This is a genomic window from Pseudomonas sp. PsB (assembly GCF_043658375.1).
In the GTDB taxonomy this organism is placed as follows: domain Bacteria; phylum Pseudomonadota; class Gammaproteobacteria; order Pseudomonadales; family Pseudomonadaceae; genus Aquipseudomonas; species Aquipseudomonas putida_Z.
Genome location: NZ_JBIGLU010000014.1, coordinates 44,802 through 71,783, shown reverse-complemented (window position 1 = coordinate 71,783; position 26,982 = coordinate 44,802). Strand labels below are relative to the sequence as shown.

At 64.5% G+C, this 26,982-nt stretch carries 22 protein-coding genes and 1 riboswitch; of the genes, 11 read left to right on the top strand and 11 right to left on the bottom strand.

Annotated elements, in window-relative coordinates; genetic code table 11:
- Positions 1 to 87: 87 nt before the first annotated feature.
- Positions 88 to 1,416 carry an MFS transporter gene (locus tag ACGLHT_RS17645; RefSeq protein ID WP_274120545.1) on the bottom strand — a complete coding sequence of 443 codons (1,329 nt, stop codon included), beginning with the start codon at positions 1,414 to 1,416 and terminating at the stop codon, positions 88 to 90.
- A gap of 163 nt (positions 1,417 to 1,579) precedes the next feature.
- Between ACGLHT_RS17645 and ACGLHT_RS17640 the strand changes: the two genes are divergently transcribed.
- Both ACGLHT_RS17640 and ACGLHT_RS17635 read left to right on the top strand, forming a co-directional pair.
- The gene (locus ACGLHT_RS17640) at positions 1,580 to 2,677 is read left to right on the top strand and encodes a sugar diacid recognition domain-containing protein (protein WP_025339054.1); all 1,098 of its coding nucleotides are present in this window, start codon (positions 1,580 to 1,582) and stop codon (positions 2,675 to 2,677) included.
- Between the two features lie 224 nt (positions 2,678 to 2,901).
- Entirely contained in the window at positions 2,902 to 4,041 is a 1,140-nt protein-coding gene (locus ACGLHT_RS17635) for a glycerate kinase (RefSeq protein ID WP_137163886.1), read from the top strand.
- Positions 4,042 to 4,182: 141 nt separating this feature from the next.
- Here ACGLHT_RS17635 and ACGLHT_RS17630 read toward each other — a convergent pair whose 3' ends face one another.
- Positions 4,183 to 5,112, bottom strand: a complete 930-nt coding sequence (locus ACGLHT_RS17630) for a LysR substrate-binding domain-containing protein (RefSeq protein ID WP_274120546.1) — start codon at positions 5,110 to 5,112, stop codon at positions 4,183 to 4,185.
- Positions 5,113 to 5,317: 205 nt separating this feature from the next.
- Between ACGLHT_RS17630 and ACGLHT_RS17625 the strand changes: the two genes are divergently transcribed.
- A complete protein-coding gene (locus ACGLHT_RS17625; RefSeq protein ID WP_274120564.1) occupies positions 5,318 to 6,235 on the top strand; it encodes an SMP-30/gluconolactonase/LRE family protein in 918 nt (305 codons plus the stop codon).
- Here the strand turns inward: ACGLHT_RS17625 and ACGLHT_RS17620 are convergent.
- The 4 genes from ACGLHT_RS17620 to ACGLHT_RS17605 form a co-directional block, all read right to left on the bottom strand.
- Complete coding sequence (locus ACGLHT_RS17620; RefSeq protein WP_137163889.1) at positions 6,225 to 7,175, bottom strand: site-specific integrase; 951 nt, start codon at positions 7,173 to 7,175, stop codon at positions 6,225 to 6,227. The two genes, ACGLHT_RS17625 and ACGLHT_RS17620, sit on opposite strands and share 11 nt — an antisense overlap.
- Positions 7,176 to 7,416: 241 nt before the next feature.
- A complete protein-coding gene (locus ACGLHT_RS17615; RefSeq protein ID WP_274120547.1) occupies positions 7,417 to 9,741 on the bottom strand; it encodes a bifunctional diguanylate cyclase/phosphodiesterase in 2,325 nt (774 codons plus the stop codon).
- Between the two features lie 82 nt (positions 9,742 to 9,823).
- The gene (locus ACGLHT_RS17610; RefSeq protein WP_274078893.1) at positions 9,824 to 10,807 is read right to left on the bottom strand and encodes an SCO family protein; all 984 of its coding nucleotides are present in this window, start codon (positions 10,805 to 10,807) and stop codon (positions 9,824 to 9,826) included.
- A 182-nt stretch (positions 10,808 to 10,989) separates the two neighbouring features.
- Complete coding sequence (locus ACGLHT_RS17605) at positions 10,990 to 14,382, bottom strand: Ig-like domain-containing protein (protein WP_274120548.1); 3,393 nt, start codon at positions 14,380 to 14,382, stop codon at positions 10,990 to 10,992.
- Positions 14,383 to 14,606: 224 nt separating this feature from the next.
- A riboswitch (TPP riboswitch) is annotated at positions 14,607 to 14,721 on the top strand.
- Positions 14,722 to 14,799: 78 nt separating this feature from the next.
- On the opposite strand from ACGLHT_RS17605, the gene ACGLHT_RS17600 reads away from it, so the two are divergent.
- The 4 genes from ACGLHT_RS17600 to ACGLHT_RS17585 all read left to right on the top strand — a co-directional run bounded on the left by ACGLHT_RS17600 (position 14,800) and on the right by ACGLHT_RS17585 (position 18,791).
- Complete coding sequence (locus ACGLHT_RS17600; protein ID WP_274120549.1) at positions 14,800 to 15,447, top strand: TenA family protein; 648 nt, start codon at positions 14,800 to 14,802, stop codon at positions 15,445 to 15,447.
- Complete coding sequence (tenA, locus tag ACGLHT_RS17595; protein WP_137163894.1) at positions 15,444 to 16,106, top strand: thiaminase II; 663 nt, start codon at positions 15,444 to 15,446, stop codon at positions 16,104 to 16,106. Before ACGLHT_RS17600 ends, tenA begins: the two co-directional genes overlap by 4 nt.
- Before the next feature lie 223 nt (positions 16,107 to 16,329).
- Positions 16,330 to 17,571, top strand: coding sequence for a cytosine deaminase (gene codA, locus ACGLHT_RS17590; RefSeq protein WP_274120550.1), 1,242 nt, complete (start codon positions 16,330 to 16,332; stop codon positions 17,569 to 17,571).
- Between the two features lie 227 nt (positions 17,572 to 17,798).
- Complete coding sequence (locus ACGLHT_RS17585; protein ID WP_137163896.1) at positions 17,799 to 18,791, top strand: DNA-binding protein; 993 nt, start codon at positions 17,799 to 17,801, stop codon at positions 18,789 to 18,791.
- Positions 18,792 to 18,952: 161 nt separating this feature from the next.
- Here ACGLHT_RS17585 and ACGLHT_RS17580 read toward each other — a convergent pair whose 3' ends face one another.
- Entirely contained in the window at positions 18,953 to 19,204 is a 252-nt protein-coding gene (locus ACGLHT_RS17580; RefSeq protein WP_075045200.1) for a hypothetical protein, read from the bottom strand.
- An 8-nt stretch (positions 19,205 to 19,212) separates the two neighbouring features.
- Positions 19,213 to 19,713, bottom strand: a complete 501-nt coding sequence (locus ACGLHT_RS17575; RefSeq protein WP_075045201.1) for a DUF4142 domain-containing protein — start codon at positions 19,711 to 19,713, stop codon at positions 19,213 to 19,215.
- A gap of 152 nt (positions 19,714 to 19,865) precedes the next feature.
- On the opposite strand from ACGLHT_RS17575, the gene ACGLHT_RS17570 reads away from it, so the two are divergent.
- Positions 19,866 to 21,434, top strand: coding sequence for a sensor domain-containing diguanylate cyclase (locus ACGLHT_RS17570; RefSeq protein WP_137163897.1), 1,569 nt, complete (start codon positions 19,866 to 19,868; stop codon positions 21,432 to 21,434).
- A 332-nt stretch (positions 21,435 to 21,766) separates the two neighbouring features.
- On the opposite strand, the gene ACGLHT_RS17565 is transcribed toward ACGLHT_RS17570, so the two are convergent.
- Positions 21,767 to 22,276, bottom strand: a complete 510-nt coding sequence (locus ACGLHT_RS17565) for a GNAT family N-acetyltransferase (RefSeq protein WP_025339069.1) — start codon at positions 22,274 to 22,276, stop codon at positions 21,767 to 21,769.
- A 17-nt stretch (positions 22,277 to 22,293) separates the two neighbouring features.
- Positions 22,294 to 23,007 (bottom strand): MgtC/SapB family protein, encoded by a 714-nt coding sequence (locus ACGLHT_RS17560; RefSeq protein WP_013972648.1) that lies wholly within the window; start codon positions 23,005 to 23,007, stop codon positions 22,294 to 22,296.
- A gap of 398 nt (positions 23,008 to 23,405) precedes the next feature.
- Here ACGLHT_RS17560 and ACGLHT_RS17555 point away from each other — a divergent pair, with 398 nt between their 5' ends.
- Complete coding sequence (locus ACGLHT_RS17555; protein WP_274120551.1) at positions 23,406 to 23,873, top strand: sterol desaturase family protein; 468 nt, start codon at positions 23,406 to 23,408, stop codon at positions 23,871 to 23,873.
- Between the two features lie 168 nt (positions 23,874 to 24,041).
- Here the strand turns inward: ACGLHT_RS17555 and ACGLHT_RS17550 are convergent, their stop codons facing one another.
- Positions 24,042 to 24,935 (bottom strand): bile acid:sodium symporter family protein, encoded by an 894-nt coding sequence (locus tag ACGLHT_RS17550; RefSeq protein ID WP_274120552.1) that lies wholly within the window; start codon positions 24,933 to 24,935, stop codon positions 24,042 to 24,044.
- A 184-nt stretch (positions 24,936 to 25,119) separates the two neighbouring features.
- On the opposite strand from ACGLHT_RS17550, the gene ACGLHT_RS17545 reads away from it, so the two are divergent.
- Positions 25,120 to 25,983, top strand: a complete 864-nt coding sequence (locus ACGLHT_RS17545; RefSeq protein WP_274120553.1) for a Dyp-type peroxidase — start codon at positions 25,120 to 25,122, stop codon at positions 25,981 to 25,983.
- A gap of 89 nt (positions 25,984 to 26,072) precedes the next feature.
- Complete coding sequence (locus ACGLHT_RS17540) at positions 26,073 to 26,981, top strand: aldo/keto reductase (RefSeq protein ID WP_274120554.1); 909 nt, start codon at positions 26,073 to 26,075, stop codon at positions 26,979 to 26,981.
- Position 26,982 lies beyond the last annotated feature (1 nt).

Genomic DNA, 26,982 nt, shown 5'->3' with positions numbered 1-26,982 from the left:
CTTCGCGGGCTTGCCCGCTCCCACAGGGATACCACAGTGTTCGAGCTTGTGGTGATCCTGTGGGAGCGGGCGAGCCCGCGAATGGGTTCAACTGGCCCTTGCAGTACTCAGCGCACCAGCCCGGGTAACCCGCAAGGCCACCAGGCTACCCAGCACGATCAACGCCGCCAGCGAATACAGCGCGGCATCGGTCGAGCCGGTCTGGTCCTTGATGAAACCGACCAGGTACGGGCTGAGGAAACCGGCCATCTGGCCCACCGAGTTGATGATCGCCAGGCCCGCGACAGCCGCGCCGGCGCTGAGCAGCGCGGTGGGCATCGGCCAGAACATCGGCAGGCCGGTGAGCGCGCCCATGGTGGCGATCGACAGGCCGAGGATGGCGATGGCCGGGTTGCCGGCGAAGTTCACCGCGATCAGCAGGCCGATGGCGCCCATCAGCATCGGCACCACAAGATGCCAGCGGCGCTCGTTGCGCAGGTCGGCCGAACGCCCGCACAGGATCATGAACACGCCGGCCAGCAGGTACGGGATGGCGCTGAGCCAGCCGATCAGCAGCGGGTTGTCGAAGCCCATGTTCTTGATGATCGACGGCAGCCAGAAGTTGATCGCGTACACACCGCTCTGGATGCAGAAGTAGACAAAGCCGAAGGTCCAGATCAGCGGGTTGGTCAGCACGGCGAGCACGCCGTCGCCGGTGGTGCTCGACTTGCTGGCGGCATCGGCCTCGAGGTCGGCGGCGATCAGCTGGCGTTCGGCCGGGCTCAGCCAGGCAGCTTTCTGGTAGCCGTCACTGAGCAGGAACACCGCCAGTACACCCAGGGCAACGGTCGGCAGGCCCTGGATCAGGAACATCCATTGCCAGCCGGCCAGGCCGTGCTGGCCGGCGGCGAAGTGTTGGAGGATCCAGCCGGAGAACGGCCCGCCGAGCAGGCCCGAAACCGGGATCGCCGACATGAACAGGGCCATGATGCGACCGCGGCGGGCCGCCGGGAACCAGCGCGAAAGGTACAGCACCACGCCCGGGAAGAAGCCGGCTTCGGCGGCGCCGGTCAGCAGGCGCAGGGCGTAGAACTCGGTGGGCGTGGTGACGAACAGCAGGCAGGTGGAGAGGCTGCCCCAGGCGATCATCATCAGCGCGATCCAGCGCCGCGGGCCGAAGCGGTTGAGTGCCAGGTTGCTCGGCAGGCCGCAGAGCACATAGCCGATGAAGAAGATGCCGGCGCCAAGGCCGTACACCGTTTCGCTGAACTTCAGGGCGTCGAGCATCTGCAGCTTGGCAAAGCCGACGTTGACGCGGTCCAGGTAGTTGAACAGGTAGCAGATGAAAATGAACGGAATCAGCCGCAGGGTGATGCGCCGGTACAGCGCGTTGCGGTTGGTGTCCGTGCCTTGGTCAGGGGCGGGGCTGTATGCCATGATCGGGTTCTCTGTTGTTATGGTTGTCGCCGCGTCGCCTGTTCCGGCGCTCGCCCTGACGAGTCTCGGGGACTGCGGCGTGCCTGTCTTTGTGCTTTTGCACAGCACTTGCACCGGGCTGCTGTGCCCGAGCCCAAAACCCTGACACCCAAAGGACCGTTCAATGTTCGAACTCGACCATGACCTGGCGCAGGATATCGTTGACCGCGCGATGGCCATTCTGCCATGCAACGTCAATGTCATGGACAGCCAGGGGTTGATCCTTGGCAGTGGCGAGCCGGAGCGTATCAACACCCGCCACGAGGGCGCGCAACTGGTGCTGGCCAACGGCCGCATCGTCGAACTGGATACCGACGCGGCCAAATGCCTGAAGGGCGTGCAGCCCGGGGTGAACCTGCCGCTGATGCTGGATGGCCGATTGATGGGCGTACTCGGCCTGACCGGTGACCCGCAGCAAGTGCGTACCTATGGTGAACTGGTGCGCATGACCGCCGAAATGCTGCTGGCCCAGCGCCATTTGCAGGCCGACCAGCAATGGCGACGGCAGCGCTGTGACGATTTGCTGGCCCTGCTGCTGGGCGGCAGCGGCGACTCTCCGCGGTTGCTCGACGAGGCCCGGCAACTGGGCCTGAAACCCCAGTTGCCGCGGGTACCGTGCCTGTTCGAACTGGCCTCGGGGCCAGCCGCCGAAACCCTGGCGGCATGGTTGATGAGCCGCTACCCGGACAGTTGGTGCGTAAGCCCGGCCCGCCAGTCGTTGTTGTGGTGTCGCCCGGCAGGCGTGGTGCTGGACGAACCTCGCCTGCTGGAACGCCTGCAGCGCCATGGCTGGGAAGTGGAGCGGCTGGCCCTGGGCAGTGCCGCGCAAAGCCTGGAACAACTGCGCCGGGGTTATCGCCGGGTGCGCGACCTGTTGGCCTATGGGCGCGAGGTACTGCCGGGCGAGCGCCTGCTCAGCCTGCAGCGCTACCGGTTGCCGGCATTGCTGTGGCGGCATCGCAACGATGATGCGCTGGATGAATTGCTGGAGCCGTTGCAGCGTATTCGCAGCAAGGACAGCAGTGGGCAGTTGCTTACCACCCTGCGCGCCTGGTGTGCCCATGACGGCCAGAGCCAGGCCTGTGCCGATGCCCTGGGCATCCACCGCAACAGCCTGCGCTACCGCCTGGAGCGGATTGCCGAGCTGGGCGAGGTCGACCCGCTGCGCATGGAAGGGATGCTTAGCCTCTACCTGGGGTTGCAGCTGCTGCCTGCCGATTGACATGAGACATGTAGGAGCAGCCTTGTGCTGCGAAGAGGCCCGTACTGACAATGCACATCTGTTGCCTGTACCGGCCTCTTCGCAGCACAAGGCTGCTCCTACAAAGGTGGAGGCAGCCGCGAAGGCATCTGCCCAAACAACCCGCCCGGCGTTTTGTGCATTTGACCGAGGCCTCCTTGGCAGCCACCTGTCAGCATGCCGCTCATCAGGACAGGAGAAAACCCATGAAGATCGTCATTGCCCCCGACTCGTTCAAGGACAGCCTCGACGCTGCCGGTGTCGCCCGCGCCATTGCGGCGGGCCTGGGCGAGGCCTGGCCGGAGGCCGAGCTGGTCGAGTGCCCGATGGCCGACGGTGGCGAAGGCACCATGGATGCGATTCTCGCTGCCAGCCACGGCGAACTGCGTCGTCAGACCGTTCGCGGGCCGTTGGGGCAAAGCGTGGAGGCGGGCTGGGGCTGGCTGCCGCAAAGCCGCACGGCGATCATCGAAATGGCCCAGGCCAGTGGCCTGCAGTTGGTGCCGCCAGGCCAGCGCGATGCCTGCCGCAGCAGCACCTGGGGCACCGGCGAGCTGATTGCCGCCGCCCTGGCCGCCGGCGCGCAACGGGTAGTGCTGGCCATCGGCGGCAGCGCCACCAACGACGCGGGCAGCGGCATGTTGCGGGCGCTGGGCCTGCGCCTGCTGGACGCCGATGGGCAAGCGCTGGAAGAGGGCGGCCTGGCCTTGGCCAAGCTGGCCCGCATCGATGCCAGCGACCTCGACCCGCGCCTGACCGAGGTGCAGTTCGAAGTCGCAGCAGACGTCGACAACCCGCTGTGTGGCGCCAATGGCGCCTCGGCGATCTTCGGCCCGCAGAAGGGCGCCAACCCACAGCAGGTGCAGGCGCTGGACCAGGCCCTGGGGCATTTTGCCGACCATTGTGCGCAGCTGCTGGGTGAGGATGTGCGGGACTACCCTGGCTGTGGCGCTGCCGGCGGCATGGGGTTTGCGGCCCGGGCATTCATGGGCGCGCAGTTCCGCCCCGGGGTGGAAGTGGTGGCCGAACTGGCCGGCCTGGATGCTTTGGTGCAGGGCGCAGCCCTGGTGGTGACCGGCGAAGGTCGCTTCGACGCCCAGACCTTGCGTGGCAAGACGCCGATGGGCGTGGCCCGGGTTGCCAAGCGCCACGGGGTGCCGGTGGTGGTGCTGGCCGGGACCTTGGGTGAAGGTTACCAGCAGCTGTATGCCCATGGTGTCGATGCTGCCTTTGCCCTGGCCAGCGGGCCGATGAACCTGGAGCAGGCATGTGCCAATGCCGCTGAGCTGCTGCGGGCGCGGGCTTGTGATATCGGGCGGCTGTGGCGCTGCGCAACGCGAACTTGATCGAGATCCAGATACCGGCGGTGAACCCTGTGGGAGCGGGCGTGCCCGCGAAACAGGCACTGCGGTTTCATGGCACCGGCTTCGCCGGTGTTCGCGGGCATGCCCGCTCCCACAGGTTTTATGCGATGTTCAGAAGCGCGGTTACTGGGAGCGGGCAAGTTGGGACGCCGTCCCGCCCAGGTTCTCGAACATGGCAATGAAGTTGGCCAGCGCCGGTGAAGCATTCCGGGCGTTCCATTTCATGTACAAGCCCAGGCCCGGGGTGGGCTGGTCGTCGATTGGCAGGATTGCTCGGAACTGCACGCGCTCGCGCGGTATGGAGCCGATGAACGAGGCCGGCACCAGGGCCACGCCAAAACCACAGGCCACCAAGCCGAGCAGGGTGTGAACCTGTGCCGCTTCCTGCACCACCCTGGGGTAGAAACCCGCCGCCTCGCACAGCGCCGTCAACTGCGCGTGGTAGCCGCTGCCCAGGGCTTGCGGGGTGAAGACGAAATCCTCATCAGCGAAATCGCGCAGGTCTACCGCCCCCTCCCGTGCTTTGGCATGGCGGGCGGGCAGGGCCATCACGATTTGCTCGTCGAGCAGCAACCGTGACTCTAGGGTGCCAGCCGGCAACGGCAACCTGCGCATGAAGCCGATATCCGCCTCACCGGCCAGCAGGGCCTTGGCCTGCACGGCCGATGGCATCTCGCGGATGGTCAGCTGCACGTTCGGGTACGCCTCGCGAAAGCGGCGCAAGGTGGTGAGCAGCGACTCGTAATAAGCGATGGAAATGGCGGTGATGTCCAGCTTGCCGCAGATGCCGGCGGACACATTGCGCGCATACTCGATGCCCTGTTCCAGCTCGGCCAGCGTGCGGTAGGCGGTGTCGAGGAAGGCCGTGCCCGCTGCAGTCAGCCGCACCCCGCGCTTGTTGCGCAGGAACAGGCTGAAACCGAGCTTGTCCTCGAGGCGACCAATCGCCTGGCTCAGCGGTGGTTGCGCCATGTGCAGGCGCGCGGCGGCCTTGTGGAAGTGCAGCTCTTCGGCCACGGCAACGAACTGCCGAAGCAAACGTGTCTCGATCATCCTGCGGTCCTTCGGCCCGGTGAACCGGCGGTGATATCCATGAGATATCAAAGTTACATGCTTTTAATATTAAGTCATTGATTTTTTTGTTGTTATCGTAGAAAGGAGAATCGAAGATAGCCAGCAAATGCCCGTCACAGAGCCTTTCCACGACAACGTTGGGGTCTTCACCGATGCCGCACAGGGCCTGGGACTGGCCTGTTCCATGACGCTGGCGGAGGTGGACGAACTGCGTAACCGCCTCAAGGCATGCAGCCATGTGCCAGTCAACGTCGCCAACACCCGCGCCGACCTGGGCGAGAGCCTGGTCTGGGATGAATGCAGCGGCGCGTTGTACTTCGTCGATATCTCAGGCGGGCGGATCAACCGCCTGACACCCGATGGCGAAGCCGAATGCCTGTACGAATCCGCGGCACGCATCGGCGCGTTGGCGTTGACCGACCAGGGCAACCTGATTTTCACCGAAGACGCCAGCGTGGCCATCTTCGACGTGCCGCTGCGCAAGGTACGCCGGCATTCGGTCTCGGTTCACCCACGGTCGACCTACCGTTTCAACGACGGCGCCTGCGACCCGCAGGGCCGCTTCGTAACCGGGCTGATGGACGATGCCCTGAGTGGCAACACCGGGGCGCTGTTCCGCTTTGACGGGCAGTTGAGCGACCAGGTGATCCACGACGACATGGCGTTACCCACCGGCCTTGCCTGGTCGCAGGATGGCCACACGGTGTACTTCGTCGATTCGGCGGCGCGCTCTATCTACCGCGCCAGCTACCTGGCCGAAGGCCGGCTTGGTGCGGTCACCCTGTTTGCCGAAACCCCTGCCGAACTGGGGCGCCCGGACGGCCTTGCGCTGGACCGCGAAGGCGGCCTGTGGGTGTGCCAGTACCATGGCAGTTGCCTGCTGCGCTATGACAGCAACGGCCACCTGACCGACCAGGTGCTGATGCCAGTGCCGTGCCCCACCAGTTGCTGCTTTGGCGGGGCGGGCATGAACACCTTGTTCATCAGTACCGCGCGCTTCGGCATGAGTGCCGAAGACCTGCACCATTACCCCGACGCTGGCGACCTGTATGCCATCAGCCCGGAAATTGGCGGCATCGCCCGGCACACCTTCAAGGAATGAGCTTTTGCGCCTGGCTGGCCGGTAGCACGGCCAGTTCACCAAAGCGCTGCGCCGCGTCGATGTAGCGCAACGCCGACTTGGCGTCTTTCCAGCCCACATAGCTCATCAGCGCCTTCAACTCCCAACCGTTGGCCGTGGCCCAGGTGGCAAAGCCTCGGCGCAGCGAGTGGCCGGTATACAGCGCCGCCGGTACCCCGGCGCGTTCCAGCATACGCCGCAGCAGGCCGACCAGGCTGTTGCTGTTGAGCGCGGTGTCGCCGAGGTTGCCCCAGCGGTCGAGCTTGCGGAACACCGGCCCATGGGCGATGCCGGCGACTTCCAGCCATTGCAGGTAGGCCGTCACCGGGCACAAGGCCTTGAGGGCCGGGGTGCGGTGTTGTACGCCCAGGGCCTCGCGGTCGCCTTTGCTGCGTGGCAGGAACAGGGTGATGCCGACGCCGGCCTCGGCCTGGATGTGCTCCACGCGCAGGCGTGCCAGTTCATCACCCCGAAAACCGCGCCAGAAACCCAGCAACAGCAGCGCAGCGTCGCGACGCGCCCGGCGCAGGGTGGCCAGGTCATGCTGTTCCCGGGCCTGGCGGGCTTCTTCTTCGAAACATTCCACTGCGCTTTGCAGGTGCTGCAGCAACAGCGGCGCGGCCTGCCTGGGCGGGGTCGGGTGCAAGGTGCGGATGCCGCGTAGCACCTGGCGCACCAGCGGCGCCTTGGTCGGGTCGGGGAAACCTTGGGCGACGTGCCATTGGCTGAGCGCCGCCAGGCGCTGGCGCAGGGTGCTGACGGCATGCTGGTCGGCGTGATCGGCCAGGTAGCGGGCGATGCTCTCGGTCGTGGCCGGCAGAAAACCGCCCCAGTGGGTTTCGAAATGCTCGATGGCGGCCTGGTAGCTGCGCCGGGTGTTGTCACGGGTGGCGGCGCGGAGGTAGCGCTCGATGTCGGTCATGGTGCGGGTGCGAGTAGATGATGGGCACACGATAAACCGAAATGGGTTGGTAATACATGCCCGGCCCCTGTAGGAGCGGCCTTGTGTCGCGATCGGGCCGCGAAGCGGCCCCTCTGATTTCAGCGTTTACGCGAATATTGCTGGGGCCGCTTTGCGGCCCGATCGCGACACAAGGCCGCTCCTACAGGCGTGGCGCGTCAGGCATGATCGGTTCATTCCGGCGGATTCGCCAGGGCTTGCGTTACACGCAGGCCTTGTCCTCGACACCGTTGAAGAGCGGGTAGTCACGCAACTGCGCCGGCGACAGCGGCCGGCTGAAGTGGTAGCCCTGGGCGATATCGCAGCCGGCAAGCTTCAGGCACACCACTTGTTCGCGGGTTTCCACGCCTTCGGCCACCACTTCCAGGCCCAGGCGTTTGGCAAGGATGATGGTGGACGACACGATCGGGCTGTCGTCGTGGCTGTTGGACAGCGGCGCAATCAGCGAGCGGTCGATCTTCAGTTTGCTCAGCGGCAGCGAGTGCAGGTGGGCGAAGCCGGCGTAGCCGCGGCCGAAATCGTCCAAGCTGATGCCCAGGCCAGCGTCGCGCAGGGTGTGCAGGTGCGCCACCGCCGTGCCTTCGGGGTCGAGGATGGTGGTTTCGGTGATTTCCAGCTCCAGCTGCTGCGGGGCGATGGCGTACTGCTGCAGTTTGCTCAATAGCCGTGCAGCGAAGTCCGCCTGGCGTAGCTGCAGGGCGGATACATTGACCGCCAGCCGAGTCTCCCGGCCCTGGGCGTGCCAACCCGACAAGGCCTCGCAGGCCAGGCGCAGCACTTCCCAGCCCAGTTCGACAATGAAGCCGCTGCGTTCGGCAAGGTCAATGAACCGGTCCGGGTACAGCAGGCCGAACTCGGGGTGGTCCCAGCGCACCAGCGCTTCGTAGCCCAGCACCTGCTGGGTGTCGAGGCGGATCTGTGGCTGGTAGTGCAGCACGAACTGGCGCTCGGCCAGGGCGCTGCCGAAGGCCTGTTCGAGGGTGAAGGCGTGGATGTCGGCCAGGTTCAGCGACGGGTCGAAGAAACGGTACTGGGCGCGCCCGGCCTGCTTGGCCGAGTACATCGCGGCATCAGCACTGCGGATCAGGCTGTCGATGTCCTGGCCATCGCGCGGGCAGATGCTCACGCCCACGCTGGGGCTGGTGTTGACCTCCTGGCCGTCCAGCGCGTAGGTGGCCGACAGCTTCTGCACCAGTACGCGGACCCAGGCATTGATCTGTTCCTCGCTGCGCTCGCCGGCCAGCAGCACCACGAACTCGTCGCCACCAAAGCGCGAAGCCTCGTCGCCTGGCTCCAGCAGACGCTGGATACGCCCGGCCACGGCCTGCAGCAGCAGGTCGCCGACCTTGTGCCCGAGCGAGTCGTTGATCGACTTGAAGCGGTCCATGTCGATGAACAGGATCGCCATCAGCCGGCGCTTGCCGCGTTGCCGGGTCAGCGCCTGGCTGGCCACCTCGACGAACTGGCGCCGGTTGTGCAGGCCGCTGAGGTGGTCGGTGGCCGCGGCATGGCTGCTGCGCCGGTGTTCGTCCTCGAGGCGGCCGATCAACTGCTGGTTGACCTGCTGCGCCTGTTCCAGCGCGTTGAAGGCCTCCTGGCGCTTGCGCAACAGGCGCAAGGTCCACAGCAGGCTGGCGAGGATCATCAGGGTCATGCTCAGGTTCAGCCAGAACTGCCGGGAATAGGCCAGCGTCGAAGGCGCGAGGATTTCGTCCTGGCGCTGGCTGACCACCACGCTGAAACCCCGCTCGGGCAGGCGCCGGTACAGGCTTTGGTACGGGTCGCCGGCCGCGTACTGGGTCAGCATGCCTGCCTCACTGCCGCTGTCCGGCAGCCCGGGCAGCAGGGCGTCGCCGGCCACCACCACGCCGCTGCTATCGATGCGCAACCGCTCCAGGCCGTCATCCTGCAACAGGCGCACCAGCCCGCTGCTGCCCAGGTCGATGTACTGTAGCAGCACCGCCAGGTAGCCGATGTCCAGCTGCACCACCAGGATATTGTCGATTTCGCGGCCGGGCAGGTTGGTCAGCGGCAGCAGGAAGGGCAGGTGCCAGTTGGGCAGGGTGGCCGGTTGGCCGGGGGGCTGCACGCTGGGCAGGAACGGTTTAAAGCCGTAGCGGGCAACGTGCCGCTGCAGCTGGCGCAACCAGTCTTCGGGCAGCTCGGCAGCCTCGTCGGCATGGCTGGCCGACAACAGCCGGCCTTGCCGGTCATACAGGCTCATGCGCTTGAATACCGGGTCTTCGGCAAGCATCCGCGCCAGGCTGACGCTGCCCTGGCGCAGCACCTTCATGTCGTCCTGGGTGACCCGGCCCACGGCTTGGGCGCGATCCACCAGCTGGCGCAGGCTCTCGCCGACGATACTGGCCAGGTTCAGGTGCTCGGCGGCCTTGGCCGACAGCGCGTCCTGGCGGGCGGCGGCCTTCTGCGAAACGTGCAGCCCCCAGAGAAAGGCCAGGGTGGCTGCACAGAGCATCAGGATCAGCAGCCGCAGAAGGCTGGCGGATGAAAGCGAACGGCGAATCACTGCTGATAGTTCCCGACCCTGGGTGATGGTCGAAAAAATACGACAGTAAGATGACAGCCTAATGACTGATGGCTAATTGCCTTTAAGGATTGCCCTTATCGGCCAGGGGCGTCTGCAGGCGCGCGGTTTCTTCCTCCATGTAACTCATCAGCGCGCTGACTTCGGTATCGCCCAGGCGCATGTTGGGCATGGCCACGCGGTTGTACTGTTCGTACAGCAGCATGGCCAAGGGGTCTTTCTGGGCCAGCATCAGGTCGGGCTCCTTCAGCCAGCGGGTCAGCCAGCTGGCATCACGCTGGCGGGTCACGCCCAGCAGGTCGGGGCCGATGCCGGGCTGCCCTGGTTCGGCGTTGCCCAGGGTGTGGCAGGACGAGCAACGGGTACGGAACAGCTGCTCGCCACTGCTGGGGGCGCGCACCTCGGGAGCCTGGGCGTAGTCGTTGGCCATGGCGCTGGCCTGTTTCCAGTTGTGCAGGCTGTTGCCCAGGCGGTCGGCGAGGATGTACGGGCTTTCGAAGGGCGAGGCTTTCATCCAGCGGCCGGTGGCCTGGTTGCCGATGATCAGGCTCAGGTTGTGGTCCTTGGAGCGGCCGTTTTCCAGGCCATCGATGTACAGGCCCAGGCTGCGGCGCAATTGTTCGATATCGGCCGGCTCGCCGGTGAGCAGCGTCCAGCCGGGGCCGATACCAAACTTTTCGGCGTAGCGCTTGAGGGTGGCGGGGGTGTCGTTGTAGGGGTCGATGCTGATGGAGTAGAGGAAGATGTCCTTGCCGACCCGGTCACCGAGGATTTTCTGCACCTGACGCAGGCGCGCGGTTTCCACCGGGCAGGAGTCGGAGCAGCCGGTGAAGATGAAGTTGATGGCGACCACCCTGTCCTTGATCAGGTCGTCGAAGAAATGCACCTTTTCACCGTCCTGGGTGAGCAGCGAGATGTTGGGGAAATAGTTTGCGCCCCAGGGAGTTGCAGCTTCCTCGGCCACGGGTTGCTGTGGTTGCAACGGCCAGAACGGGATACTGGCGGCGAACAGCGAGAGCACCAGCAGGAAACGCCATGAGCCGGACATGATGCGGTCCTCGTCGATAACGGTAGCGGGGCTGCCATGCAGCCCATCGCCGGCAAGCCGGCTCCCACAGGGGGCGAGATGGAAGCCAGCATCCACAAGGACTGCACATGCTTGAAGCCGATGCGGTCGAGGTGGGAGCTGGCTTGCCAGCGATGGGCCGCACAGCGGCCCCCGCTTTTCGGTTACCTGATGCTGACCGGCGCCGTCACGCTCTGCCCCAGCGCCGATTTCACGGTCACGGTCGCCGGTGTGGCCGGGCCGCTGCCGGTGGTTGTGGTCGACAAGCGCCAACGGGCGCCGCTGGTAGTGGTACTCAGCGTGGCCGTACCCAGCAGCAGCGGGCCACTGGTGGTTGCCGCAGTCACGGTGATGCTGTTGCCGGTGGCCACCGTGGTGGTGCCCGAAATGTCCCAGGTAAAGCGGTTGCCGCTGCGCACCTGCACCGTGGCACTGGTGACCTGGATCTGGTCGACCGCCGCTGCCGGGCTCACCGCAATGCTGACCGTGGCCGGGGCCACCGATTCGGCGCCCTTGGCGTCACGAGCCGTGTAGTTGAAGCTGGCGGTGAACGCTGTGGTTACCGTGGCCGGTGGGACGTAGGTGACCGTGCTGCCGTCGGTACTGGTAGTGCCCTGGCCGGAGTCCGGCTGGCTGAGGCCGACTACGGTCAACGGCAGGTTGTTTTCCGGGTCGGTGTCGTTGGCCAGCACGTTCAAGGTGATCTGCTTGCCGGCCGTGGTAGCCGCGCTGTCGTTGGCCGCAACCGGCGGTTTGTTGGTCGGCTCGTCGTTATCATGGCCTTCGGTGCGGAAGGTCGGCAGCCCAACCGAAGCCACGTACTCCACGCCATCCCAACCCGGTAGTGGGGTCGGCATCACCTGGAACTGGCCTGGGTGTTCCAGGTCCCAGCGCAGCAGCATCGACGAGTCTTCATGCTGGGTGTTGTGGCAATGTTCCATGTAGGTACCGGCGAATTCGCGGAAGCGGATGGCCATTTCCACCTCTTTGGACGAGTCGGTATCCGGACCTATGCGATACACGTCCTTGCGTGCCCATTTTTCCCATTCTGGCGGGGCCTTGCCGTCGCGACTGAGGATCACCCCTTCCTCGAAGTGCACATGCACCGGGTGACTCCAGCCATTGCCACCATTGATGATCTTCCATACTTCCAGGGTACCGTCGCCGCTGAAACCGCCGTCGGTAGACTGCTGGGTCAACTGTGGCGCCGCGTTGATGCGACGTGGGTCCATGGAGTAGCCAAAGCTGCCATCTGTCTTGATGGTCCAGGGCTGGGTGTCGGTACCGTCCGAGCGGCCGAAGATGAACTCGCGATGGCGGGCATCCTTGAGCTTGGCCTGGTCGGTGGCCGAATTACGGTCTATCGGCAGCGGCAGCATTTTCAGGCCTTCGGCCTTGCCCGGCTTGGCCGGTTCATAGGCAACCGGGTCCATGCTCAGGTCCTGGCCGCTGTAGGGCTGAACCACGAACTGCATGAACTTGCCGATCGCCGGGTCGCCGTTGTCCCACTCAGGCCCGTTGCTGGTCTGCTTGATCACCGCCTTGTATTTTTCCGACAGCACATCGGCCAGGGCAATGGCACCCTCCGGGCCCTTGCCGCTCTGATGTTCCTCCAGGTTGACAAGGTACAGCTTGTCGCCGACCTTGATGCCGTGTTTGGCGAAGTTGATGATGATGTCGTAGCGTTCGGCGATACCCTGCAGCGGCAGGACGCCGTTGTTGTCCTGCAGGTTGCCGTCACCGTTGAGGTCCATGGTGCCGTCGAACGGCACGGTGTGTTCCATGATGTTGCCGTCGTTGGCGATCATGTGGAACGGTACCCGCGCGTATGAAAGGTTGGAGCCGGTAGGGCCTTTGAACTCGCCGCTGTTGCCGGCGATCTCCCGCACGACGGCAAGCTTCAGGTAGCGCGACACCGAGCCATTGAGGATACGGAAGCGGTAGCTGCGTGCGCGTACCTTGAGCGTGGGCCGGTACTGCCAGTTGACCAGGATTTGGTCGCCGAGGAAGCCGTCGGTGTTGAACGGGTTGAACCACAGCTGGCCGTTGGTATCCCAGGCCTTGTCGGCGATCACCAGGTTGACGTCGTAGTCGCGGTTACCCCACGGCATGCCCGAGCCACTGGGGAAACGCAGGTTGACGCCATCCTGCAGGGCCTCGTTGCCGCGGTCCAGGGCGCTGTAGTAGTTCATCATCACGGCGTTGCCTTTGTAGACGTTCTGCGCCGTGAAATCCATCATGTGGTCGTGGAACCAGTGGGTGCTCATGGTTTCGCGCCAGTCACCACGGATCTTGATGCTGCCGTTCTGGCAGGTTTTCAGGCCGGGATTGGCATCGTTGACGAACAAGGTTTCGCCCGCCGAGCAAGGGAACGCAGCGCGTGGGTCTTCGGCACGGGTGTTGATGGTGTCGTAGCCGGCCAGTTGCAGTGGCCAGCGGTAATCGTAGTACTGCCCCGGGAAGAAGTAGGCGTTTGCATAGCCATCGCTTTCGGCCGGGGAGTGGCCGTTGTGCTCGTGGGTGGAGAGGGTGTGCAGACCAAAGCCGTTGTTGGCCGCAGGGTCGATCGGCAGGGCGTTGTAATGGCGCATCAGGATCGGCTGGCCATAACGCACCATCAGCAGCTTGGGCGGGAAGGTGCCGTCGAAGGTCCACAGTGACTTGTGGTTCTGCAGCGGCATTTTTGGGTGGAAGCGGGTGTCGATGCCCTTGGTGGTGCCCAGCGTGTTCGGGATGTCGGAGGTCTGGTAGTACAGGCCACCCGGGGCGAACTCGCCGACCGCATAGTTGTGCAGTTGCTTGCGGTCACGCAGGCCGAGGTTGATGCGCGCACCGGCCTGGGCGGTCTTGAACCCCGCCTGCGGGTAGAACTCGTTCCAGCGCTGGTGCGACCAGCCTTTTCCTGGTGGCCGGCCTTCCGCCGGCGAACCGACCGGTTGGCGGTTGAGGAACATCTCGATTTGCGCCTTCCACGGGTTGCGGTCCAGCACGTTGGAATACTGGGTCGGGAACGGGTACAGGCCCGGCTGTTTGAGGAAGGCTTCCAGGGCCGTGCCGCTAGGGCCGCTGCGGGCCACCACATTAGGGTCCTGCGCCGGTGCTGCGCCCAAGGTGGGCACCGGGAAGGTCAGGGGCGGCGGCGGCAACGTGGGGTCGAGTTTTTCCGTGCCGAATTCCTCGAACAGCAGTAACTGCTGGGTAAACGGCAGCGCCCCGAACAAAGGGCTGGGCTTGCCGTTGGTGGGGTATTTTTCCCCGGTTTGCAGGGCCGGTGGCAACACGTTGTTTGCGCTTACCGTGTTGCGGTCACCGTACCCGCCATCGGTCAGTTCGAGTGAGCCTTGATTCGCCTCTGGCATGCTATAGAGGTCCAGCAAGGGCTGGGTCGGGTCAGCCGGCTGATCAGTGTAGGCCGACGGGTCGGTCGGCGGGGGCATGCTGTTGTCGTCCATGGGCGCCGCTGTCGCCGTGACCAGCCCAAGGCCGAGCATCAGCGTAGCGATGGTGGACAGCTGGAATGCATGCCTGGCAGGGTGGATCACGGCAGGTGTTTTCATTGCCTTGCGCCTCATTTGCGACATCATGGCTTTTTGCCCGTTTCTGGGGCTCGAGCAACGGGTGTGCCAACCCAAATACGAGGAATATGTTTCTAAACAAATCCTTGTGGCGCCTGATGCGCGCTAAATACCATGGCGTCAAAAATGGGTGAGGGGTCCCCACTAGTGGGTCACCCATTCCCCCAGATTGGTGGTGACAGCAGCGGCGCCCTGGGGTATACCTGAGCGCCACCAAGGGGAGCCTGGCAACGGGCTGAGAAACCGCTGGATGCTGCAGCGCGGTGACCCTTAGAACCTGATCCGGATCATGCCGGCGAAGGGATGGGACTTGAAACCTGCCTTTTTGCCGGCCTCACTGCGAGGCCCGTCCATGCCAACCATCGCGGTCTCGCTGTCACCCCCATCAAGGACAGCAACATGACCGAACGCTTCAGCCAGTCCCTGCGCCGCCGCAGCGAGCCGACCTGGTCGGCGGCCGTTGGCCACCGCTTCGTCACCCAATTGTGCGACGGCAGCCTGCCGGACCCGATCATGGTCGACTACCTGGTGCAGGACCACCGCTTCCTCGACAGCTTCCTGACCCTGCTGGGCGCGGCCATCGCCACCGCCGACACCTTCGAGGCGCGCCTGCGCTTCGGTCGTTTTGCCGGGATGATCTCCAGTGACGAGAACACCTACTTCCTGCGCGCCTTCGAGGCCTTGGAGGTAAGCCCCGCACAACGCAGCGAACCGGCCGACACCGTCCCAACCGCAGGCTTCAAGGCGATCATGCGCGAAGCGGCGGCCACCCGGTCCTATGTGGCCGCGCTGGCGGTGCTCAACGTCGCCGAAGGCCTGTATCTGGACTGGGCGCTGAAGGCGCCAAAGCCGATGCCGGACAACTTCGTCCACGCCGAATGGATCACCCTGCACGACAACCCGGCATTCCAGGACTTCGTTGCCTTCCTGCAAGCCGAACTCGACCGCGTCGGCCCGCAGGAAGCCGCGCTGGCGGCTGACTTCTACCAGCGCACCGTGGCGCTGGAACTGGCCTTCTTCGATGCTGTCTACCCGGAGGACAAATGAGCATGGATATCTTCGACCGCCTCACGGCTGCCGCCACGCCGCAGTGGAACAGCTATGTCGACCACGAATTCGTGCGCCAGATGGGCGAGGGTACGCTGAGCGAAGCCGCCTTCCGCACCTACCTGGTACAGGATTACCTGTTCCTCATCCAGTTCGCCCGCGCCTGGGCGCTGGCCGCCTACAAGAGCCGACGCCCGGCCGACATCCGCGCCGCGCAGGCCGGGCTGGCGGCGATTCTGGATGAAACCGAGCTGCACTTGCGCCTGTGCGCACGCTGGGGCCTGACCCAGGCGGATATCGAGGCCGCGCCAGAACACCAGGCCACGGTTGCCTATACCCGCTATGTGCTGGACTGCGGTGCCGCGGGTGACCTGCTGGAGTTGCATGTGGCGCTGGCGCCTTGCGTGATCGGCTATGCCGAGATTGGCCGGGCGTTGTCCGAGCGCATTGGCGATCTGAGCAATCACCCGTACCGCGAGTGGATCGCCGAGTATGCCGGTGAAGGCTATCAGGGGGTCGCCACCGCGGCGCGCAAGCATCTGGACGAGCTGGCAGCGCGGAGCATGACCGAGCAACGGTTTGCCGAGCTGGTGGGGATTTTCGGCCAGGCGTCCAGCCTGGAGGCGGACTTCTGGCAGATGGGCTTGGCTAGCCAGTAACGCACTGCATGGCCCTGCGCGAGCTCTTGTAGGAGCGGCCTTGTGTCGCGAAAGGGCTGCGAAGCAGCCCCAGCAATTTGTGCATCTGCGCTGAAATCCTGGGGCTGCTACGCAGCCCTTTCGCGACACAAGGCCGCTCCTACAAAGGTCCGCGCTAACCGGGCAGATGAGATTTCGGCCACTATGCTGGTAGGGCCACCCGCAAAGCCCAGGGAGAAGCATCATGAACATCATCAACGCACGCCTGCGCGGCAAGCCCGGCCTGTTCCGCATCGAGCTCAGCGGCGAACGCATCGCCGCCATCGTGCCCCAGGCCGAAGGGGTGGCGACGCGCGCTGCCGATGACCTGGATGCCGGGCAGAACCTGGTGGTGGCGCCCTTCATCGAGCCGCACATCCACCTGGACGCCACGCTCACAGCCGGCGAGCCGCGCTGGAACATGAGCGGCACCCTGTTCGAAGGCATCGAACGCTGGGCCGAGCGCAAGGCGATCACCACCCACGACGACATCAAGAACCGCGCGAAAAAGACCATCGGCATGCTGGTGGAGCATGGCATCCAGCATGTGCGTACCCATGTCGATGTCACCGACCCCACTCTGACCGCGCTGAAGGCCATGGTCGAAGTGCGTGACGAAGTGCGCCACCTGCTCGACCTGCAGATCGTCGCCTTCCCCCAGGAGGGTATCGAGTCTTATGCCAACGGCCGGGCGCTGATGACCGAAGCGGTTGCCATCGGTGCCGACGTGGTTGGCGGCATCCCGCATTTCGAGAACACCCGCGACCAGGGCGTGTCGTCGGTCAAGTTCCTGATGGACCTGGCCGAGCGCAGCGGCTGCCTGGTGGATGTGCATTGCGACGAGACCGACGACCCGCTGTCGCGCTTTCTCGAAGTTCTGGCCGAAGAGGCGCGGGTGCGCGGCATGGGCGCCCGGGTGACAGCCAGCCATACCGTGGCCATGGGCTCGTACGACAATGCCTACTGCTACAAGCTGTTCCGCCTGCTAAAGCAGTCGGGTATCAATTTCGTGTCCTGCCCGACCGAGAGCATTCACCTGCAAGGGCGTTTCGACAACTACCCCAAACGCCGCGGCGTCACCCGCGTGGCCGAGCTCGACCGGGCCGGGATGAACGTGTGCTTTGGCCAGGATTCCATCGTCGACCCTTGGTACCCGCTGGGCAATGGCAACATCCTGCGTATTCTCGAGGCCGGCCTGCACATCTGCCACATGCTTGGCTACGAAGACCTGCAGCGCTGCCTGGACCTGATCACCGACAACAGCGCCCGCACCCTGAACCTGGGCGAGCGCTACGGCATCGAAGTGGGGCGGCCGGCGAACCTGTTGCTGCTGTCGGCGCCGGACGATTACGAAATGGTGCGCAGCCAGGGGCATGCGCTGGTGTCGGTACGCTACGGCAAGGTGCTGATGCGTAGAACGCCTGCCAGGGTTGAACACTACACCTGACGCTCCCTGCGTCAGCTTTTGCAGCGCCCCGCCGGCTTGAAGCCGAGCGGGGCGTTTTGCTGTCTGGCGTACTGCTTTATTCCCTTGCACGGCCTTCATGAACCACTCACATGCGATAAGCCGTGATTATTCCACCATAGGAAATGTTTGCATGGGCAATGGCATGTCTCCATAATTGGTACGTAATTACATGGTACATAACACGTTACAAAATCGTAGGAGCAAGCATGGCCCGGGGCGGTATCAACAAGGTTGTAGTGCAGCAGGCGCGTCAGGCGCTGATTGCCCGGGGCGAGAACCCCAGCATCGATGCCATACGTATCGAACTGGGCAACACCGGCTCCAAGACCACGATTCACCGCTACCTGAAAGAGTTGAATGGCCAGCAGCCTGTGGCCGCCGAGGGCGGCATTGCGCTGAGCGACGTGCTGAGCCGAATGGTCGGGCAGCTGGCAACCCAGTTGCAGGACGAGGCCGACCTGAAGATCGAGCAGGCCGAAAGCGCCTTCACTCGACAGCGCGAACAACTGGAGGCGCAGCTGGCGATTGCCCAGCAGGCACTGGCTGCGGCGCATCAGCAGCATCAGATCGACGCGGCCGCGCTGGCGGCCGAATCGGAGAAACTGCTCTCCACCCAAAGCACCCTGCAGGCCGAACAGCTGCGCAGTGCCAGCCTCAACCAATCGCTGGGCGAGCTGCAGGTGCGCCTGGCCGACAAGGACGAGCAGGTCAAATCACTGGAAGACAAGCACCGTCATGCCCGCGATGCGCTGGAACACTACCGCAACGCCAGCCGCGAACAGCGTGAACAGGAACAGCGCCGCCACGAAGCGCAACTGCAACAGTTGCAGGTGGAAGTACGCCAACTGCAGCAGGGAATGATCGTCAAGCAGGACGAGCTGACCCGCCTGCACCGCGACAACGAGCGCTTGCTGGGTGAGCATCGCCAGGCTGCCAGCGCCTGCAGGGCGCAGGATGAATTACTGGAACAGCGTGATGCGCAGATCCAGGGCTTGCGCACGATCCTGGCCCAGGCGCAGGGTGCCAGCGAGGAAATGCGTCGGCAGCTGGATGTGCAGGCCCAGAATCTGGAGGCCAGGCGCGACTTGTGCACGGAACAGGCTCGCCAGTTGCAGCAGCTTGAAGAGCAGCTCAAGGCGCGAGACGAGGCGTTGCACCAGTGTCAGTCGCAGTTGTCTGCCGCCAACGCGGCGCAGTAGCTGCGAAGAGGCCCTGTGGGAGCGGGCATGCCCGCGAACACCGGCGTAGCCGGTGCCATACACCGCGCTGCGCCCTTCGCGGGCACGCCCGCTCCCACAGGGAATGTGACACGCTCTCGAACCTTGTTCCCTGTGCGACAAGGTTGGGCGGGAGGGAGCGCTCAGTCTTCGGCTTGTCTGGCTGCCTCCACGCCCGCAGCCGAGAGTTTGATGGGGTAGTTCACGCTGATCTGATGGTCGCTGCTCACCGCCACGCTGCCATCCTGAATCAAACCGGCCTCCTGCAGCGTCTTGAGCATACCGGCCACGGCCTTCTCGCCCCGGTAGTTGTCCAGCACTTCCTTGCCCAGCCCCTGGGGGTGAGCATGCAGCAGGCGAGTCAGCACTTCGGCTTTCAATGCATCGTTACTCATGGCGGCCCTCACTTGGCGTGTTTGGCCTGAAGCGCCTTGGCATGCTCCAGATGCTGTTCTAGCTTGGGCAGGGTTTCGCTGGCAAAGGCCTTCAATTCAGCCTTGTCAGAAGATGCCGCTTCCTTCTTGAACAGCTCCACTGCCTTTTCGTGAGCGTCGACCTGGTTGTTGACGTAGGACTTGTCGAACGACTCCTCCCGCCATTCCAGGATCATTTTCTTGACCTTGTCGGTTATTGCCGCCTCATCGGGTACGGATATATCGAGCTTGCGAGCGATGTCGCCGAGTTTCTGATTGGCCTGGGTGTGGTCGGTGACCATCTGCTGGGCGAAGGTCTTGATTTCGGCATTCTGAGTTTTTTCCAAAGCCAGCTTGCCGGTGACCACTTCGGCAATACCGGCCTCGGTGGCCGCTTCGACGAAGTCATCGGAACTCGCCGCCATCGCGTGTACCGATGCCAGGCCCAACACCATCGAAAAACCGACGCGCTTGATGAAGAGACTGCTCATGCTTCACTCCTTAAACCGTGGCGCGACCTCAGTGTCGCGTACGGTTGAGGGTGAATGGGCGGCAAAGGTTTAATCTTTTTCCTGGCCGGCTGCGCCCAGGTGGTGCTGAACTATAGTGAAGGGCGGCGAACTCGGTGTGGCTAGGGATTTCAATGTGTGCAGCCAGGAAACAGGATGAAGACGGGTTCTTCGCGATAACAGGCGAGGGCCGCGCCGTGGCGCTGTTCCGCCTGGTACTGGCGTTCATGCTGGTGGTGATGCTGGCCTTCGTCGTGGTGGAAGGCTGGCGTATCTGGCGCGACTACCGGCACGCCTTCATCAACGCCGAAAACATGGTCACCAACCTGGCCCGGGCCACGGCGCAGCATGCCGAAGACGCCATCCGCCAGGTCGACGCAATTACCGCGGCGCTGGCCGAGCGCCTGGAAGGCGACGGCTTCGAGCACATCGACCGGCCGCGTCTGCATACCTTGCTGGTGCAGCAGAAAAGCATCATGCCGCAGTTGCACGGGTTGTTCGTGTATGGCCCGGATGGCAGCTGGATCGTGACCGACCAGGCGGTAGTCCCGCCCAATGCCAACAATGCCGACCGCGACTACTTCATCTACCACCGCGACCATACCGACCGTGGGGTACACATCGGTTCGGTGGTGCGCAGCCGTTCCACTGGCGACCTGATCATCCCCATTTCACGGCGCCTGCAATATGCCGATGGCAGCTTCGCCGGGGTGTTGCTGGGCACCATCAAGGTGGAGTGGTTCGTGCGCTACTACGGCGACTTCAAGATCGATGAACGTGGCGCGCTGGTGCTGGCCAAGCGCGACGGCACCATCCTGGTACGGCGGCCGTTCGTCGAGCAGGTGGTGGGCCGCAGCCTGAGCAGCAGCGAGATCTTCCGCAAGCACCTGCCGTATGCAAGCGAAGGGGTGGCCGAGGCGGTCGCCGTGGTGGACGGCACGCCACGGCTGTATGGCTTTCGCGCGCTGGGCAGCTACCCGTTGGTAGTGGAGGCGGGCTTGTCGCGGGAGTCGATCGTTGCGCCCTGGCGACACGATGCAATCAAGTCGGTGGCGGTCTTGCTGCTGTTGCTGGTGGGGCTGGCGGCCTTTGGTGGCGTGGTGTTGCGCCAGTTGCGCGAGCGTATCGTCATCGAGCGGGCGCTGCACCAGGCACACCAGACCCTGAAGGCCCTGGCACTGACCGACAGCCTGACCGGCCTGGGTAACCGCCGGCGGCTGGATGCAGTGTTCGAGCCGGAGCTACGCCGGGCGCGACGCCAGGGCTATCCGCTGGCGCTGGTGATGCTCGACCTGGATTACTTCAAGGCCTACAACGACCGATACGGGCATCCCGCGGGCGACCAGTGTCTGCGGCGCTTTGCCGAGGTGCTGCAGCAGGCACTGAAGCGGCCGGCCGACCTGGCTGTACGCTATGGCGGCGAGGAGTTCACATTGCTGCTGCCTGATACCGATGTTCGCGGGGCGGAACTGCTGGTGCAGGAAGTGCAACAGCTGTTGCGTCGGCAGCCGCTGGAGCATGCGGGCAGCCCACTGGGGCGGGTGTCGTTCAGTGCGGGGATTGCCGTGGGTGACCTGGCGCGGGAGGGAGTGACGGCCGAGCGCCTGATGGCGGCAGCGGATGCGGCGCTGTACCAGGCCAAGCGCCAGGGGCGGGATGGGTATTGTGTGGCAGAAAGTTCGGTGGTGAGTGTAGATGAATGAAGGCCCCGGGTTGCCTGCACCGGCCCCATCGCCGGCAAGCCAGCTCCCACGGGTACAGCGTTGATCTCTAGGTTTTCGCTGTACCTGTGGGAGCGGCCTTGTGTCGCGAAAGGGCCGCAACGCGGCCCCAGGATTGATGCGCAATAGTTGAAATTGCTGGGGCTGCTTTGCAGCCCTTTCGCGATACAAGGCCGCTCCCACAGGGAATCGCGCCAACTTTTAGAATTTGAGCAAGACAGTTGCTCCCACAGGGACCGCGCAGTGCCAAAGAGATGCACATTACCTGTGGGAGCTGGCTTGCCGGCGATGGGCTGCAAAGCAGCCCCGGGGGTCTAGTTATCTACGCCAAGGCGCATCGCACAACGGCCCTCAAGCCCATGGGCACGCTCCTCGGCCAGAATCTGCTGCAAGCGTGCATCCAGCAGCCCCTCATCAATCACCTCGAACCCCAACCGCGCATAGAACGGCGCATTCCACGGCACATCGGCAAAGGTGGTCAAGGTCAGCTCCCGCACCCCCGCCTGGCGCGCCGCATCGGCCACCTGCTGCAGCAGCTTGCGCCCGACGCCTTGCCCCTGGGCCTCCCGACGCACCGAAACTTCATGAAGATGCAGCGCCTGATCCTCGAACCGGGCACAGGCAAACCCCAGAATGCGCCCATCCGGCCCCTCGGCCACCCAGCTCCCGCCAGCTTCGACAAATGCCTGATGGGTGCCGCAGTCCATCACATCTCCTTGCGCCAGCCATGCCAGCGCCGGCCGGGCGGCAAAGGCCTGGGCAGCCGAGCGTTCGACGCCCGGCAGCCATTGAATGTCTTGCTCGAGGGTAGGGCGAATGCGCATGAAGAAGTCCTTTCGTTCTAGTCTGCCGCCAGCACCTGCGGCTGCAATTGCCAGCGCACCGAGCTTACACCTTTCTCCAGGCTGACCCGGCTGACCAACCGCTCCAGTTGTGCTGGTGCCTGCGCGGTGCCGAGCAGTTCGGCGCGTACTTCCAGGCGTGCGGGGTTCGCCAGGTCTTCGCTGTGCAGTGACTGCAGGCGCAGCTGCGGGTCGCCCAGGCTATGCAACATCAGGCTGCGGACCTGGATCTCGTCCTCGGCGCGGCAGACGATGCGCACCTCGAAGTGCTGTTCCACCTCGCTCGCCGGCACCACTTCCTGGCGGTCCAGGCGCTGGGCAATGTCACGCAACAGGATATTGGCACACAGCACCACCAGGCTACCCAGCGTCGCTTCCAGCAGCAGCCCGAGGCTGCACAGCACGCCGACCGCGGCCGTGCACCACAGCGTGGCGGCGGTGTTCAGGCCACGTACGTTGAACCCGTCGCGCATGATCACGCCGCCACCAAGAAAACCGATGCCCGATACCACGTACGCGGCGATACGCGACGCATCGGTGGGCGCCATGCCCGGCACCGCCTGGGTCATCAGCACGAACAGGCAGGCACCGGTGCTGACCAGTGCATTGGTGCGCAGCCCGGTCAGGCGCTGGCGCAGTTGACGTTCGGCGCCGATCAGCGCCCCCAGCAGCAGGGCGATGCTGACACGCAGCAGAAATACTTTCCAATCCATAGCAAACCTCTTCCACGGGCACACGCCCGCAAGAACGCCATCAGCTGGCGCGGTTGAAAAACCAGAAAATGCGCAGGACCACGAAGGGGGAGGAAGAAGAGGGGGATTACAAGAAACCACCGTCTTGCCAGGCCGGCCAGACAGTGCAGAGACACTGCCGGACTAGCGCGCCACGTGGGCCTGTCGCATGCGACTGGGGCTACTGTCCAATGCAGATCTCCTGTTCAGGGATGCAAAATTGCGCCGCGGACCTTACGCCCCGTGGCAGGCCAGGTCAAGGGCAAAAACATGACAATGGCTTCATCCGCAATGGGCCTGCTACCGGTCACGCCTGCATGGAAAAAAATGCGGGCAATCGGTACCCTTGCGCCTTCCCTTGCCATCCCCCGGACCGTTCCATGCTGTTCAATCTCGCCGTGCTGTTCGGCACCCTGGTGGCCATGGAGGGCGTTGGCACGCTGGCTCACAAGTACATCATGCATGGCTGGGGCTGGTGGCTGCACCGCTCGCACCATGAGCCGCAACTGGGCATGCTCGAAACCAATGACCTGTACCTGGTGGCCCTGGGGCTTATCGCCACGCTGCTGGTGGCCCTTGGCAAGGGTGGTTATGCGCCCTTGCAGTGGGTGGGCGGCGGGGTGGCGGGGTATGGCGTGCTGTATGTCGTGGCCCACGACGGGTTCTTTCATCGGCACTGGCCATGCAAGCCACGGCCGGTCAACCGCTACCTAAAGCGTTTGCATCGCGCGCACCGGTTGCATCATGCGGTGAAGGGGCGCACGGGGAGTGTGTCGTTCGGGTTTTTCTATGCACCGCCGTTGAAGGTGCTGAAACAGCAGTTGCGGCGTAAGCGCAGCCAGTTGTGACAGGGACTGGCAGAGCAGCCCACGATGATGCAACTGCACATGACTCATTGAGTCAGCAGGGACCCTGTGGGAGCGGCTTCAGCCGCGAACACCGGCGCAGCCGGTGCCATGCACCGAGTTGGATTCTTCGCGGGTAAACCCGCTCCCACAGGGTACGTGGAAAGGCCCTCAGTTCACTGTTTCACCCTTGGGCTGCGCCGCCACATGCCCGCGGCTCACCCACCAGCCAAACGCCGCCGCGGTGAAGAACATGATCAGGCTGTACAGCGCCGCCGGCACCGCCATGGTGGCGTTGTTCAGCAACGAAGGGCTCAATGCCAGGGCAATCGCCAAGGTGCCGTTGTGGATGCCGATCTCCATGCCGATGGCAATCGCCTGGCGCCTGGGAATGTTCAGCAGGCGGGGCACCCAGTAGCCCACGCTCAGGCTCAGCAGGTTGAACAGCAGCGCAGCCAGGCCCACCACCGGCGCGTACGCAACCACGGTCTGCCAGTCCTTGGCCAGCGCCAGGACGATGGTGAACGCCAGGAACAACGCGGCCACCAGCTTCATCGGCTTCTCCATGCGCGCGGCGAAAGCGGGTGCGAAGCGGCGAACCAGCATGCCCAGCGCCACCGGTAGCAGGACGATGGCGAACACCTGCATCACCTTGGCAAATTGCAGCGGTATGGCCTGGTCCGATGCCATGAACCAGCTCAGGGACAGGTTCACCAGCAGTGGCATGGTCAGGATCGCGATCAGCGAGTTGACCGCCGTCAGGGTGATATTCAACGCCACATCGCCATGGGCCAGGTGGCTGAAAAGGTTCGCCGTGGTGCCTCCAGGCGAGGCGGCCAGCAACATAAGCCCCACCGCCAGGGCCGACTCCAGGCCAAAGCCGTTGGCAATCAGGAAGCACACCAGCGGCAGCAGCAGGATCTGGCAAATCAGGCCTACCACCACCGGCTTGGGGTATTTCACCACGCGGGCGAAGTCGGCCAGGGTCAGCGATAACCCGAGGCCGAGCATGATGATGCCCAGGGCCAGCGGCAGAAAGGCGGTGAGCAAAGGTGAGGCGGTCATGGGCGGTCTCTCGGGCGAAGGATCCCGAGGAGTGTAGGTCGGCCCTGATTCATAGCTAATTGCAAAGCGCCAGCCCTTGGTAACCGTTTGTTACCAAGCGCAGCGGCCAGCGAGGCTGTATGCCGCGTTGCAGTAGGCCTGCAGGCGCAGTAGCATTCCCGTTTTTACCGAGGATTAGCCTGTCATGCCGTTCCAGCAAGGTCTGCTTGCCACCCCGGTGCCGGCCCACGCCCGTCACCTGTTCTTCACCCTGCAGTCGCCAGAGGCCCTGCCTGCCGCCCTGGATGCCTTGCTGCCGCAGGTCGATGGCGAACAGCTGATCTTGGGTGTCGGCGCCCCGCTGGCCAAGGCCCTGGGCCGTGCAGTACCTGGCTTGCGCGCCTTCCCGCAGCTGGATGCTGCAGTGGAGAACCCCAGCACCCAACACGCCCTGTGGCTGTGGCTGCGCGGCAACGAGCGCGGCGACTTGCTGCTGCGGGCCCAGGCCCTGGAGCTGGCATTGGCACCGGCCCTGCGCCTGGCCGACAGCGTCGACGGCTTCCTGCACCGTGGCGGCCATGACCTGACCGGCTACGAGGACGGCACCGAAAACCCGGTGGACGAAGAGGCCGTGCAAGCGGCCATTGGCGCCGATGGCTCCAGCTTTGCCGCGTTCCAGTTGTGGAAGCACGACCTGGAGTACTTCAAGTCGCTGCCCCAGGCCGACCAGGACAACATCATCGGCCGCCGCCTCAGCGACAACGAAGAGCTCGACGACGCCCCCGAGTCCGCCCACGTCAAGCGCACGGCCCAGGAAAGCTTCGAACCAGAGGCGTTCATCGTCCGTCGTTCGGTGGCTTGGGCAGACCAACGTGGCGCTGGCCTGGCGTTCGTGGCCCTGGGCCACAGCTTCGATGCGTTCGAGGTGCAGCTGCGGCGCATGAGCGGCCTGGAGGACGGCATCATCGACGGCCTGTACCGCTTCAGCCGGCCACTGACCGGTGGATACTACTGGTGCCCGCCCATGAGCGAGACGGGTGTCGACCTGAGCCTGCTGCTGCAAGCCTGATCGCTAAACATCCAGATACAGAAACACCGGGCGCAGTGGGGTACAGCGGCTAGCCTTGAAAGTTTCCGCTTCGTGACGGGAGCTTTTCCATGTACGCACGTCGTGATGTCCTACGTGCGGGTGCTACCTTGGGCTTGCTGGCCGCCAGCCCCTGGTTGCACGCCGCTGCCCCGGCGGGCTTGCTGACCCGCAACGTGCCGAGCACCGGTGAAGCGCTGCCGGTGATCGGTGCCGGTACCTCCGGCAGTTTCGAAGTGCAAGCCGGTTCGGCCCAGTACCAGCAGCTGAAAGTTGTACTGAAGGCGTTCTTCGAAGGCGGTGGCCGGGTCATCGACACCTCGCCCAACTACGGCGGCGCCGACAGCATTCTCGGCCAGCTGCTGGAAGAGGGCGGCTGGCACCGGCAGTGCTTCATCGCCACCAAGATCGCCGCCGACAGCCGGGCAGACGCCGAAGCGCAATGGGCCGGCAGCCTCGAGAGCCTGCGCACCGACAAGGTCGACTTGCTGCAGATCCACAACCTGCGCGACTGGCAGGCCCAGCTGCCCTATGCCCGCGAGTTGAAGCAGCAGGGCAAGACCCGCTATGTCGGCATCACCCATTACCTGAACAGTGGCCAGGACGAGGTCGCCCGCATCGTGCGCAGCGAACCGCTGGACTTCATCCAGATCAACTACTCGGTCAATGCCCCCGACGCCGCCCGCGAACTGCTGCCGCTGTGCCAGGACAAGGGCGTCGCCGTGCTGATCAACCGGGCATTCGACGATGGCCGCCTGTTCGCCCGGGTGAAGGACCAGGCCTTGCCCGGCTGGGCCGCAGAGGCAGGTATCGGCAGCTGGGCGCAGCTGTTTCTGAAGTTCGCCATCAGTCACCCGGCGGTGACCACGGTCATCCCCGCGACCAGCCGCCCCGAGCGCCAACTAGACCAGCTCAAGGCCGGGCACGGGCCGTTGCTGACCCAGGCGCAGCAACAGGCGCTGATCAAGCAGTTTGCCTGAC